The sequence below is a fragment of the Methylomonas sp. 11b genome, from assembly GCF_000515215.1.
In the GTDB taxonomy this organism is placed as follows: Bacteria; Pseudomonadota; Gammaproteobacteria; order Methylococcales; family Methylomonadaceae; genus Methylomonas.
Genome location: NZ_KI911557.1, coordinates 5,048,834 through 5,062,056 on the forward strand (window position 1 = coordinate 5,048,834; position 13,223 = coordinate 5,062,056).

A 13,223-nucleotide genomic window follows, 5' to 3' on the forward strand; every position below is an offset into this window, starting at 1 on the left:
GATGCCGGGTTTAGTGGAAATCAGTGTCGTGATTCCCGTGTACAACAACGTTGCTGCGTTGCGGGAACTGACAGAGCGCCTGCTGGCGACCCTCGGACAATGCTCCCGTGGCTATGAGATTATCTACATCAACGACGGTAGCCGCGATAACTCGCTTGCCATCCTGAAGGAACTTGCCGCGGAAACGCCTGCGGTCAAGGTCGTCAACCTGTCGAGAAACTTCGGCCAGCATCCGGCGATTTGTGCTGGTTTCGAACATGCTTCAGGGGAGATCACCATCCTCATGGATGCCGACCTGCAGGACAGGCCGGAAGACATTGTCGAGCTGGTGCAAAAGCTGCGTGCGGAAGACGCCGACATTGCTTACACCATCAAGCAGTCCACGGACAGGAAAATGACAAGCCGGTTGACTTCGACGCTCTACCACTACGTCTTCGCCCGCATTGTAAAAACCAACGTGCCGCTGAACATCGGGACGTTCCGGGCCTTCAACCGCAAGTTCCTGGAGGCCGTGTTGCAGTTCAGGGAAGTCAACGTTCTCTACGGACCGCTCATGTTCTTCATGGGGTTCAAATCCTGTTTTCTGGAGCTCCCCTATCATGATCGGCCGCATGGCAAGAGTTCCTACACCTTCAGGAAACGCCTGCAACTGGCGGTTGACTCCCTCATCAGCTACACCGATGTGCCACACAGGCTCTCCATGATGTTCGGCGTGATCCTGCTGCTTGGCAGCCTGCTGTATGGGCTGGTCGTCACGCTGCAGTATTTGCTGTTCGGGGCCTCGCTGCCCGGCGGCAGCACGCTGATTCTGCTGGTGCTTTGCCTGACCCTGGGCAGCGTCATGATGACCCTGGGGGTGATCGGTAGCTACGTGTTCCGCGTGTATCAGGAAGTGCTGCACCGCCCCAGATATCTGGTGCAGGAAAGAATCAATGTTTCCCGGGTACGGGATTAAGAATTAACTGAGAGGTTTTAACCATGAGTCAGACCACGGTAAGCAGGGAAGAGGCGATCAATGCCAACATTTACGTCCATGCGTTTCTCGCCAACGCGGGTGAATACAACAAGAGCCCGCATTTTCGTCCCGAAAACCAGGAAAAGGTGCGCAATATCCTGCTGCGGCTGACTGCTGCCTGCCGCGAGAAAAACAAGGTGATCGATTTCGGTTGCGGCACCGGCTTCATGATTCACCTGATGCATGACCTGTTCGGCGAAGTGCATGGCGTGGATATTACCCAAGACATGATGAAGCAGGTAGACCTGAGTTCAGGCAATGTGACCTTGCATGAAAGTATGGCCGAAAGCACGCCATTTTCTGCTGATACGTTTGATTTCGCCACGGCGTACTCCTTCATGGATCATTTGGTCGATTACCGCGCATTTCTTCAGGAGGCATATCGCGTGCTGAAAAAAGGCGGGGTGTTCTACTCCGACCTCAACCCCAATCGCGACTTCATCATGGCGATTGCCGGGGCCGAAAAGCTCGCCGGCGGGGTATTGCCGATCACCCCGATCGTTCATCGCGAGATTCAGGGTGCATTGCATAACGGCGAGCACTATGAAGAGCACTACGGCATGAACGCCGAGTTGCTGGAAAAGGCGGAGCCGATCAAGACCCATGACAAGGGCTTCAGTGCTGTGGAAGTGCTGGAGGCCGCGCGAGCCATCGGTTTTTCGGATTGCCGCGTCGAATTCGAATGGTTCCTCGGCCAGGCCAAGGTGATGCACGAGCAGTCCCGTGCGGATGCCGATACGGTAGAGCAGTATCTGAACGCCGTCCTGCCGGTGTCGTCACACCTGTTCAAATACCTGCGGTTCGTTTTCGTCAAATAATGACCAGGCCACTGGTGATTTTCGGCGCGGGGTCGCTGGCCCGGTTGGCCCATTACTACGCCACCCACGAAATGGGGTTGCGGGTGCTGGGGTTTGTCGTGGATGCCGACAGAAAAAATATCGATACATGTTGCGGTTTGCCCGTGTTCAGTTGGGAGGCGTGCCCGGCGCAACACCCTCCGGCCTCAACGTCGATGTACGTTGCCGTTGGCTACCGCGAAATGCGCCAGCGCCAACGCTTGTTCGACCGTGCCAAGGCCGCCGGATATGGTTTGCAGAACATCGTCTCCACCTCGGGATTCTTAGCGGCAACCGTACAAATGGGAGAAAACAATTTCATCATGCCCGGCGCGGTCGTGGAACCCGGGGTGCGACTGGGGAACAACAACGTCGTGTGGTCCAACACCACGCTTTGCCATGACACCGTCGTCGGCCACCACAACTTCTTTGCCAGCAACGTGACCGTGGGTGGGGAAGTCACAGTCGGTGACCGCTGCTTTTTCGGATTCACCTCGACGGTTGTACATCAGCGTCGTGTTGGTGACGACGTGCTGTTGGCGGCCCAGTCACTCCTGCTTGACGATGGCGAGCCTCTGGGTTGGTACCAGGGCGTGCCGGCGAAGCGGGTAGAAAGTATCTCTGAACAGACGGGAGTTTGCGTGAAATGAGGCTGTTACTTTACGTGCTCCCCGTCGCTTTCCTTGTTGCTTACAGCCAGTTGGTCGTCAAGTGGCGTGCACAATTAGGCGGGGTGGTTTCGCTCGATAAGGATTTTATCCATAAGTTGGTAGGTTACTTTTCCGATGGATACATTCTCTCTGCCTATGCTACGGCCCTGCTGGGTTCTTTTCTTTGGCTGGTCGTGGTGTCTCGTATTCCTCTCTCCATCGGCTTCCCTGTCTATATCGGGGTGACATTCCTCATGGTGATGGTGGGGAGTTGGTTATTTTTGGGTGAGCCTGTCTCGGTCATAAGAATGGCTGCGGCCACGCTCATTCTTGCGGGTATCGTGCTTGGGGCTACGGAGTCATGAACCCCGAAATGGATGAATGGCTCGACAGGCTTCACACAAAGGTCGCTCACGACGCGCCAGAGCTTTTGGAATTGTTCAACACCTATGCTGGCGAGGCCCGCTTTGGGAGAACCTATATTGAGCCCAATCTCCAGCAATTAACGTCCGGTGCACAGATTCTCGAAGTGGGTGCAGGAGCGTTGATCCTGTCGTCCCAACTGGTGCGTGAAGGTTACCGCGTCACCGCCCTTGAGCCGACAGGCGAGGGTTTTTCGCATTTTGATCGATTGCGTTCGCTGGTCGTGGCGCAGGCGATTGAAGATAAATGCATGCCTGTTTTATTGGAGATTCCAGCGGAATCGCTCGAAATCAAAAACAGGTTCGACTTTGCGTTTTCCATCAATGTGATGGAGCACGTGGGTAATGTCGAAGCGGTAATCAATAGCGTCTCCCGGAGTCTTGCCTGTGGAGGGGCCTATCGCTTCGCATGCCCCAACTATATGTTTCCGTACGAGGCGCATTTCAATGTTCCAACGTTGGGTTCAAAAAAATTGACGGAAAAAGTGTTTCTAAAGTCCATTCGGAACAGAAAAGATTTGCAAGACCCTGAAGGCTTATGGAATTCCTTGAACTGGATTACGGTACCGAAAATAAGAAATGTTGTAGTGAAGAACAAAGCGTTAAAAGTTTACTTTGGAAAGAAATTGTTCTATCGGATGCTTGAGCGATTGGCTTCAGACCCGATTTTTTCCGCACGTCGGACTCCGTGGATGCGCCAAGTTCTCAAGATGGTGGTTGGAAGCGGGCTGCACAAAATCGCAATTTTGATCCCGCCAATTGTTCAGCCTGTGATTGATTGCACATTGGTGCGATCAGAAACCTTGGAGAGTTTTCAGTGAAAGTCCCTTTCAACAAGCCCTACATGACGGGCAAGGAGCTGTTCTACATCGCCGAGGCCCACTTCAACAGCATGCTGGCGGGGGATGGCCCGTTCACCAAAAAGTGCCATCGCTGGCTGGAAGAAGAAACAGGCGCGAAAAAAGCCTTGCTGACGCACTCGTGCACGGCGGCGCTGGAAATAGCGGCGATGCTGGCTGACATCCAGCCGGGCGATGAGGTGATCATGCCTTCGTATACCTTTGTCTCGACCGCCAACGCCTTTGTGCTGCGCGGCGGGGTACCGGTGTTCGTGGATATTCGTCCGGATACGCTGAACATCGATGAAACCCTGATCGAGGCCGCGATCACCCCCCGGACCAAGGCCATCGTGCCGGTGCATTACGCCGGGGTGGCATGCGAGATGGATACCATCATGGACATTGCCCGACGCCACAACCTGCTGGTGATCGAAGATGCAGCGCAGGGGGTGTTTTCCACCTACAAGGGCAAGACGCTGGGCGCCATCGGCCACATGGGCGCGTATTCCTTCCATGAGACCAAGAACGTGATTTCGGGCGAGGGCGGGGCGCTGCTGATCAACGACGAGCGGTTTGTCGAGCGGGCCGAGATCATCCGAGAGAAAGGCACCAACCGCAGCCAGTTCTTCCGCGGGCAGGTGGATAAATACACCTGGGTGGATATAGGCTCGTCCTACCTGCCGGGCGAGGTGATCGCCGCCTTCCTGTGGGCGCAACTGGAGGAGGCTGGCAATATAACTAAGCGTAGGCTATCTATTTGGGAGTCTTACCATCATTCTCTGGCATTGCTTGAAGAAATTGGGAAATTAAGGCGGCCTGTTGTTATGCCAGATCCTTCCCAACATAACGCTCATATGTATTATATTTTGGTAGATTCTTTAGTTATTAGAACACACCTAATTAACGAACTGCAAAAACTAGGTATAAATGCAGTATTTCATTATGTACCGTTGCATTCATCGCCGGCTGGACGCAATTTCGGAAGAGCTAATGGTAAGCTATCAAATACCGGTCAACTGTCAGAACGCTTACTACGTTTGCCTTTTTGGCTAGGTATCGAAGAAGAGTTGCCCTATATTATTGAGAGTTTGAATAAATTATTGAATTGCTAATCTAGTTATTCCAGAATAATATGTCATACATAACTTGAATATTTAAAATAAATGTCTGATAGCGTTAATTGGAATAATCGCATCTTAGAGCCTGTAATAATTACCTATAATCGGGCCGCATGTTTAAAAGAAACTTTGCGAACTTTTCTCGATGCCGGTCTGGCCGAGATGCGTTTGCATGTTTTGGATAATGCATCGACAGATGAAACAGGTGATGTTGTGGCTGAATATCAGGAACAATGGCCTAATCTGCAATATCATCGCAATAAATATAATATTGGCGGTAACGGTAATATTTTGCGTGCAGTGGAAATAACTGATTCAAAATATTGCTGGATTATTGGCGATGATGATGACTGGCACCTAGAATATGTTATAGATTTAATTTATGCGCTAGAAAATAGCGATGCCGATATTATTCGTTTGGGTTGGCTGGTAGAGGATAAGCATAGAGGTCAGCTTATCAGTGCGCTGGATTTGGCTCAAAATGAATCGTTATTCTTTGCTAGTATTAGCATGATTTCCGCAACAATAACTCGGCGTTCTATTTTGGCCGCTTATTTACCAAATTCCTACATGAATATTGGTGATGCCTACCCTCAATTAGTACCAGCAATCCTTGCTGTTCAAGCTCAGCCTCTAGTTGTTTACAGTACGAAAAATAACATAATGACACATACCCCAAATACAGCCCCAGGATATTATTTCGGCGATTTGGAATGGTATGCCGGTTGGTTCAGGACTAGTCGGTTTTTGCAGGATAGAAAGCTCCGTATAAAATTTATTGGGGAAATCACTCGGTATATGACAAGGGACAGGAATAGCAAGAACGGCTGCTTATGGTTGGTTAAAGTCGCTTTAAACTATAAAGCCCAAGGTATAAATCAATTCAATTATTTGTTGTCGATGATGGCATATGGTGATGGTTGGCGCGGCCGTATACTAATCGTATTGCTGGTCTATTGCTTAATGCCCGGCCGTTTGGCTGGAGGGTTGCGCCGATTTTATCGTAAGCTTTTTAACTTACCCGAGAGAACTTTAACTATTGATCGATCCAGGCTTTGATTTTTTTGCCGAATTGAATTTATAACTAGCCAATCCATTCATTGGATGCAGGGAACTCGAGGCAAAACTATATGCAGGTCGATAAGAAAACGTTAGCAGTTTTAGCGCAACGGGGTTGGCAGGCTGGCGCCGGCCTAGTTACGCTATTTTGCATCGCACGATATTTATCGCCAGCCGAACAAGGCTACTACTACACCTTTGCCAGTCTCGCCGGCTTGCAGGCGTTATTGGATATGGGCCTATCTACCATACTGGTGCAGCAGGCGGCGCATGAATTTGCCGAATTGACTTGGTTGCCGCATGGGGTGGTCGTTGGTAAAAATGTCGGCCGCTATCTGGCTCTGACTAAAAAAGCGTTGTATTGGTATGGTGTTTCAGGGCTGCTGTTTTTGTTGGTTTATCCAGGTGGTTTGTATTTCTTTAATCATCTGCCCCAGGAGTCGGATTTAGCCTGGCAACAACCTTGGTTGGTTCTGGTTGTTAGTACGGCTGTAGGTTTGGCCTTATTGCCGGTTTTGGCTATAGTGGAAGGCAGCGGGAGGGTTGTAGAGGTCTATTCGCTACGTTTGGTGCAAGGTATTGTTGGAGCTATAGCCATTTGGTTTACGCTTATCGAGGGGGGCGGCCTTTATGCGGTCGCTATGATGCCCGCATCGGCTGCCTTGATTGCTTTGGTATGGGCACTATTTCGCTATCCGAAACTATGGGTGTCAGCTTTGTTTGGAATTTCCGGAGACTTCGGTTGGTGGCGAGAGCTTTGGCCGATGCAATGGCGTTTGGGAATCAGCTGGCTCTGCGGGTATTTTTTAACTCAGATGCACACTCCGCTATTGTTTCAGACTCAGAATGCCGTTGTTGCAGGGCAAATGGGTGTGACGATGACTGTTTGCAACATGTTGGGTTTGTTAAGTCTAGCTTGGATGACGAGCAGAATTCCCGTGTTAGCCAAAGCTGCCGGGCAGCAGGAATGGGATTTACTGGACAACGAATTCAGCAAAGGTTTTAAGCGTTCGCTTGCGGTATTTGTTATTGGGGCGATGTTTTTTGTTTTGATTCGCTATGCAGCCGATTACACGGCGTATGGCGTACGGTTTTTACCGTTTTGGGAAACCGTTGTTTTAATCGGTGCAATTTTGTTTGCCCACATTTCCGGATTATTAGCTATCTATCTCAGGGCGCATCGCAAGGAGCCTTTTCTTTGGTTGTCCTTGTCCGGTGCGCTATTGACCGTCGGTGGCTCGGTTTGGCTGGCGCCAATTTGGGGTTCTGCCGGTATCGTGATGGTTTTACTTGCAGTAAATGTTGGCTTCGGTTTTCCGACATCGCTGTTGATGTGGGTAATGCTTCGTAAAAAATGGCACGCGACAATATAATAAAAAATATGAATAAACATACTAGGCCGTTGCTAACTGTTGCCATTCCAACTTGGAACAGGGCTGATTATTTAGTTAAGAATATCGAACAAATTTTATCTCAGCTTGGTGACTTAACTCACCCTATAGAGATTTTAATATCCGACAACTGTTCTACCGATAATACTAAAGATTGCGTTGAGGAGTTCTTAAACAAAGGCCTTCCAATACGATATATAAGAAACTCCGAGAACATTGGTCCTGATCTAAATATTGCACAATGTTTTAATCAGGCGGCGGGTCAATACGTTTTAATTTTTGGCGATGACGACTTACTGATAGATGGCTCATTAAAGCATCTGGAAAGTTTGCTAGCACGCAAAAGTTATGGCGTGGTTTCGGTTCGAGCATATGGATATGACTTCGACTTTAGGGCTGAATATCCCGGTGGTGGTGAGAAGTTGTATGAATTTGTAAACTCAAACGAGTTTATCGTTAAGTTAGGTAAGTTTTCAACTTTAATTTCCGTAAATATAATATCCAAGGATTATTTGCAAGGTGTCGATGCCAGCGATTATTGCGGAACCAATCTGGTACACATTGATTTAATTTATAGTGCCGCTTTAAAGGCGCCTGTTAATCTATATGTAGACGGTTATTTGGTGGCTTATAAACGTAATAATAGCGGGGGGTACTCGTTTTCGGACGTGTTCGTTGATAAGTTTGGCGCTATTGTTGATAAATATATCGATAGTGGGTTATCTGTCGATACTAAGCATAAACTCGAATCGGATATGTTAATAGGATACTATCCATACTATGTGTTAAGGCTACGGTTGCACGGAACCGAAGATTTGAGTATTGCCTATTCACGGTTTAATGCCAGATTTTCTCGGCATTGGGCTTTTTATTGTTTTGTCGCGCCAATTTTTAAGCTGCCGAAAGGATTCGCAATAACTTACGGCGCCATATCGGTTTTTATCGGGAGAGTATTAACTGGCGACTTTAGGCGCGGTTGTGCTTTCGTGTGGGTGCGGTTGGGCAAATTTATTCGGCATTAGTGTTCTGGTTATGAGCAATTGTCTTTATTAAAGATTGATAAAGCTCGCCTTATTCGTGTACGGACGAGTTCTGTTTGTTAGAGGTAGAAACGACTATTAATTATTGCAAGCTTCTTAAGTATTTATTTATCTCAGGTTAATGAAAATATCAATAGTCACCGTGTCTTATAATGCGGCGGAGTTTATTCGCGATAATTTGCTGTCAGTATCGCGGCAGGATTTTAATATTATAGAGCACATCGTAGTCGATGGCTGCTCAACCGATGGCACTGTCGATATAGTCCGTAAATATGGTCAGCATCTGGCCAAGTTTATTTCCGAACCTGATCACGGTATTTACGATGCGATGAATAAAGGTATTTTTCTGGCGTCCGGCGATGTGATAGGTACCTTGAATGCCGATGATGTGTATGCCGATGACACGATATTATCCCAAGTCGCCGACATATTTTCCGACCCCACCGTAGACGTCTGCTACGCTGATTTGTTGTATGTCGACAGATATGATGCTTCAAAAATTGTTCGATATTGGACTTCTTGCAACTATCGTAGCGGTTTATTCGAAAAAGGTTGGATGCCGGCCCATCCAACTTTTTTCGTGCGTCGCCGCATCTATGAGCAGTTAGGCGGGTTCGATTTACAATTTTCCAGGCAAGCAGACTTTGAGCTGACTATGCGATTTCTAGCCGTGAATAAGGTGAAGGCTGTCTATATTCCCAAAATCTGGATAAAAATGCGGACCGGCGGTATTTCCAACAATAGTCTGATCGGCATTATCAAAGGAAACATAGAAGCTTATTACGCTTGCCGAAAGAATAATCTGTCCGTGCGAATGCCGATGTTTATTTTGCGTAAGGTTCTTTCCCGGATGCCGCAGTTTTTCAATAGACCGACTGTCCCCGCGAAGTAATTCCGCAGTCGTTCCGGCTTAGGTTTTTACTGGTTCTTTGGCCAACGCTTGCGATACCCTGATGCTGGTGATAATTTGCTAGAATGCCTGTCAGCTCATTTTTAAGTACAGACATGAAACACATCGAACTTCTCTCTCCCGCCGGCACCATTCGTAATATGCGTTACGCTTTTGCGTTCGGCGCTGACGCCGTTTATGCTGGACAACCGCGTTATAGCCTGCGTGTGCGCAACAACGATTTTATGGCCGATAACCTAGCCAAAGGTATAGCCGAAGCGCATCAATTGGGCAAAAAGTTCTTTTTGGCTGCCAACGTGATTCCGCATAACGCCAAAGTCAAAACGTTTATTAAAGATATTGGGCCGATCATTGCTATGGGGCCGGATGCTTTGATCATGGCTGATCCGGGTTTGATTATGATGACACGTGAGCAATGGCCAGATATGCCGATTCATTTATCGGTACAAGCCAACACGGTGAATTATGCCAGTGTCAGATTCTGGAAAAGCATGGGCGTAGAGCGGGTAATTCTGTCGCGGGAATTGTCCTTGGACGAGATTGCCGAAATCCGCCAACAATGTCCGGATATGGAGCTGGAAGTGTTCGTACATGGTGCGTTATGCATTGCCTATTCCGGGCGTTGCTTGCTGTCCGGGTACTTCAATCATCGCGATCCGAATCAAGGCACCTGCACCAATTCTTGCCGCTGGAAATACGACACTAAACCAGCTGTAGAAAACGCCGAAGGCGATTATTTATTGGCCGATAGTGCGGTCATCTCGATGAATGATCTAAACCAGGGGCTAAATACCGTCAGTTGCGGCGGCGCTGATCGGCATCCTTTGGCCGACAATATCTATTTCTTGGAAGAAGAAGGCCGTCCGGGTGAGTTATTGCCGGTCATGGAAGACGAAAACGGCACCTATATTATGAACTCTAAGGACTTGCGGGCGATTGAGCATGTGCAGCGCTTGGTGGAAATCGGTATCGACAGCCTGAAAATCGAAGGCCGCACCAAATCGCATTTTTATGTGGCGCGCACCGCGCAAACCTATAGGCAGGCGATAGACGATGCCTTGGCCGGCCGGCCGTTCCAGCCCGAGTTGTTGGGTGTTTTAGATAATTTGGCTAATCGCGGTTACACCGACGGCTTTTACCAGCGTCACCACACCCACGAACATCAAAATTACCTGTCCGGCTACTCTAAAAGCCATCAGCAGCAATTTTGCGGTGAAATTACCCATTACGACGCCGAGACCGGTTGGGCGGACATTAGCGTCAAAAATAAGTTTTCGCTAGGCGATAAACTGGAATTGATCCTGCCGCATGGTAATCGGGATATAACGGTGGAGAATATGGTCGATAAATACGGCCAGCCCATGCAGGAAGCGTCCGGCGGTGGGTACGAGGTCAAGATTCCGCTGCCCGACGCCGATTGCCAATACGGATTGCTGGCGCGTTATTACTAGCCTTTGGAGGCTGTATGTCATTTCTTACCGGCGCTTTATGTGACCGTTTTTCCGCCCAAGAAAACTTTCAGATTGCCGAGCCTTTGTTTCGGTATTTCGGTGGTAAAAGCCAGTTCAGCGGGCAAATCACTACTTTAAAAGTGTTCGAGGACAATACTTTAGTACGGACCGTGCTGGAAGAAAAAGTCACTGATCGGGTGTTGGTGATCGACGGTGGGGGCTCAAAGCGTTGCGCCTTGTTGGGGGATACCTTGACTGCTTTGGCAGTCGAAAATGGCTGGCAGGGTATCGTCGTCTACGGCAGTATTCGCGGCTCGGAAGCCATTAGTAAAATGCCGATTGGCGTGGTGGCTTTGAATACGCATCCGCTATGCAGCAGTAAGCACGGCCATGGGCACCGAGACTCGGTGATTACCTTTGCCGGTGTCAATTTCAAAAAAGACCACTATCTGTACGCCGATAGCGACGGAATTATCGTCTCGGAAACAAAATTGGATTAAAATCCTTTTGTCTTAACCAAGTAAAATACTCAAGAATATGCAAATCGTACTCGCAAACCCTCGTGGATTCTGTGCCGGCGTTGACCGGGCTATTGAAATTGTCGATCAAGCGATCGATACCTTCGGTGCACCGATTTATGTGCGGCACGAAGTGGTACATAACCGTACGGTAGTCGACGGCTTGAAGGAAAAAGGCGCAATTTTTATCGAAGAACTGAGTGACGTGCCGGTTGGGTCGTATTTGATTTTTAGTGCCCACGGTGTTTCCAAACAAGTCCAAAAAGAAGCCGAAGAGCGCAAGTTGACGGTATTCGACGCGACCTGTCCGTTGGTGACCAAGGTGCATATGCAAGTCGCTAAGCACGCCAAGCAGGATAGGGAAGTGATTCTGATCGGTCATGCCGGCCATCCCGAAGTGGAAGGCACCATGGGTCAATACGATAAGTGTACCGAGCATGGCGACATTTATCTGGTTGAAACCCCGGATGATGTCAAAAACCTGAGAGTCAATAATCCGGATAATCTGGCTTATGTGACGCAAACCACGTTGTCGATGACTGACACCAAAATAATGGTCGACGCATTGCGTGAACAGTTTCCGTCGATAAAGGAACAGAAGAAAGACGATATTTGCTATGCCACCCAAAACCGCCAAGATGCTGTCCACGATCTGGCAAAGATTTCGGATCTGATTTTGGTGGTAGGTTCGCCGAACAGTTCCAACTCCAACCGCTTGCGGGAAATTGCCGAACAGCTAGGTAAGCAGGCGTTTTTGATCGATACCTATAAAGATTTGAAACAAGAGTGGCTGGATGGCATTAACGTGGTGGGCGTTACCGCTGGGGCATCTGCGCCTGAAGTGCTGGTGCAGGAAGTCATTAATCAGCTGAAGGAGTGGGGCGGCGAAACCACCCAGGTTCGTGAAAACAAAGGTATAGAAGAAAAAGTGGTATTCTCGATTCCGAAAGAATTGAAAAAACATATGGAAGCTTGATTCCGTTTCCGACTGGAGAGTTTTTATGAGCCTTACTGCCCAAGAACTGGTGGCTGCCGCCAAACGGCAGATTACTGAAATCGACGTGGCAACTGCGCAAACGCGCTTGAGCAGTTTATTACTGGATGTGCGCGAGCCGGCCGAATACGCCGCCGGACATTTACCGGGGGCCATCAATATTCCGCGCGGCTTGCTGGAGTTCAAGATCGACAGCCATCCTGATTTTCAAGGCCGGCAACAGGCGGATATAGTGGTTTATTGCCAGACTGGCGGGCGTTCGGCGCTGGCTACTCAGGTATTGAATCAACTGGGTTATAGCGGTGCAGTCAGCATGGCGGGCGGTTTTAAAGCCTGGACGGAGAGCGGTTTAAGCGTTGAGTGAGTTAAATCAAGTCCGCATCGATAAATGGCTGTGGGCCGCGCGTTTTTTCAAGACGCGCGGTCTGGCCGGCGATGCGGTCAGCGGCGGCAAAGTGCATGTCAACGGCCAGCGCTGTAAGCCGGGCAAGGAAGTGAAAGTCGGCGATTTGATTAGCGTCACCAAGGACCAATACACTTGGGAGCTTACGGTGACCGATCTGAATAATCAACGCCGTCCGGCTAAAGAGGCAGTGGCACTTTACAGCGAAGACCAAGCCAGTATCGATAAACGGCTTAAGCAAATCGAGTTACATAAGCAGCAGCAATCCTTGCAGCATCCGTCAGAGCGCGAGCATAAACCGAACAAAAAACAACGCCGGCAAATCCATCGCTTCAAACAGGACGCGCTCTAAGCGCTATCGTAGCGTCGAACAAAACAATAGCCACAAAACACACTTCAATTTATCATTCCCGGCTAACTTGCATGGAATTAGTGCTTGAATAGCGTCTATCCGCGGCATCAAGATGCCTTACGATAAATTTTATCGCACCACGATTAAGCGGCGCCTAAGAACTCGATTCTACATTTAAACGATACTGCATCGGGCACATGCCTGCCTGGGTTTCCCGACACCATA

General features: G+C 49.1%; 15 protein-coding genes. All 15 read left to right on the forward strand.

Going from position 1 to position 13,223, the window contains the following annotated elements; translation table 11 throughout:
- Position 1: 1 nt before the first annotated feature.
- A complete protein-coding gene (locus tag METH11B_RS0124180; RefSeq protein WP_026604253.1) occupies positions 2 to 955 on the forward strand; it encodes a glycosyltransferase family 2 protein in 954 nt (317 codons plus the stop codon).
- A gap of 23 nt (positions 956 to 978) precedes the next feature.
- The gene (locus tag METH11B_RS0124185; protein ID WP_026604254.1) at positions 979 to 1,833 is read left to right on the forward strand and encodes a class I SAM-dependent methyltransferase; all 855 of its coding nucleotides are present in this window, start codon (positions 979 to 981) and stop codon (positions 1,831 to 1,833) included.
- Positions 1,833 to 2,501, forward strand: coding sequence for an acetyltransferase (locus tag METH11B_RS0124190; RefSeq protein ID WP_026604255.1), 669 nt, complete (start codon positions 1,833 to 1,835; stop codon positions 2,499 to 2,501). The genes METH11B_RS0124185 and METH11B_RS0124190 overlap by 1 nt, the downstream gene beginning before the upstream one ends.
- On the forward strand, positions 2,498 to 2,866 hold the full coding sequence (locus METH11B_RS0124195; protein WP_026604256.1) for a hypothetical protein: 369 nt from the start codon (positions 2,498 to 2,500) through the stop codon (positions 2,864 to 2,866). The genes METH11B_RS0124190 and METH11B_RS0124195 overlap by 4 nt, the downstream gene beginning before the upstream one ends.
- Positions 2,863 to 3,744: a class I SAM-dependent methyltransferase gene (locus METH11B_RS0124200; protein ID WP_026604257.1), complete on the forward strand. Its 882-nt coding sequence runs from the start codon at positions 2,863 to 2,865 to the stop codon at positions 3,742 to 3,744. The genes METH11B_RS0124195 and METH11B_RS0124200 overlap by 4 nt, the downstream gene beginning before the upstream one ends.
- Positions 3,741 to 4,874, forward strand: coding sequence for a dTDP-4-amino-4,6-dideoxygalactose transaminase (rffA, locus tag METH11B_RS0124205; protein WP_036276414.1), 1,134 nt, complete (start codon positions 3,741 to 3,743; stop codon positions 4,872 to 4,874). The genes METH11B_RS0124200 and rffA overlap by 4 nt, the downstream gene beginning before the upstream one ends.
- Before the next feature lie 51 nt (positions 4,875 to 4,925).
- Positions 4,926 to 5,939, forward strand: a complete 1,014-nt coding sequence (locus tag METH11B_RS0124210) for a glycosyltransferase family 2 protein (RefSeq protein WP_026604259.1) — start codon at positions 4,926 to 4,928, stop codon at positions 5,937 to 5,939.
- A gap of 71 nt (positions 5,940 to 6,010) precedes the next feature.
- A complete protein-coding gene (locus tag METH11B_RS0124215; protein ID WP_026604260.1) occupies positions 6,011 to 7,312 on the forward strand; it encodes a lipopolysaccharide biosynthesis protein in 1,302 nt (433 codons plus the stop codon).
- An 8-nt stretch (positions 7,313 to 7,320) separates the two neighbouring features.
- The gene (locus METH11B_RS0124220; protein WP_197026993.1) at positions 7,321 to 8,352 is read left to right on the forward strand and encodes a glycosyltransferase family 2 protein; all 1,032 of its coding nucleotides are present in this window, start codon (positions 7,321 to 7,323) and stop codon (positions 8,350 to 8,352) included.
- Between the two features lie 139 nt (positions 8,353 to 8,491).
- Positions 8,492 to 9,262: a glycosyltransferase family 2 protein gene (locus METH11B_RS0124225; protein ID WP_026604262.1), complete on the forward strand. Its 771-nt coding sequence runs from the start codon at positions 8,492 to 8,494 to the stop codon at positions 9,260 to 9,262.
- Between the two features lie 113 nt (positions 9,263 to 9,375).
- A complete protein-coding gene (gene trhP / locus METH11B_RS0124230) occupies positions 9,376 to 10,731 on the forward strand; it encodes a prephenate-dependent tRNA uridine(34) hydroxylase TrhP (protein ID WP_036276417.1) in 1,356 nt (451 codons plus the stop codon).
- Positions 10,732 to 10,745: 14 nt separating this feature from the next.
- On the forward strand, positions 10,746 to 11,231 hold the full coding sequence (gene rraA / locus METH11B_RS0124235) for a ribonuclease E activity regulator RraA (protein WP_026604264.1): 486 nt from the start codon (positions 10,746 to 10,748) through the stop codon (positions 11,229 to 11,231).
- A gap of 37 nt (positions 11,232 to 11,268) precedes the next feature.
- Positions 11,269 to 12,225, forward strand: a complete 957-nt coding sequence (gene ispH, locus METH11B_RS0124240; protein WP_020485695.1) for a 4-hydroxy-3-methylbut-2-enyl diphosphate reductase — start codon at positions 11,269 to 11,271, stop codon at positions 12,223 to 12,225.
- 25 nt (positions 12,226 to 12,250) lie between these two features.
- Complete coding sequence (locus tag METH11B_RS0124245; RefSeq protein ID WP_026604265.1) at positions 12,251 to 12,607, forward strand: rhodanese-like domain-containing protein; 357 nt, start codon at positions 12,251 to 12,253, stop codon at positions 12,605 to 12,607.
- Positions 12,600 to 12,998, forward strand: a complete 399-nt coding sequence (locus METH11B_RS0124250) for an RNA-binding S4 domain-containing protein (RefSeq protein WP_020485697.1) — start codon at positions 12,600 to 12,602, stop codon at positions 12,996 to 12,998. The genes METH11B_RS0124245 and METH11B_RS0124250 overlap by 8 nt, the downstream gene beginning before the upstream one ends.
- Positions 12,999 to 13,223: the final 225 nt, after the last annotated feature.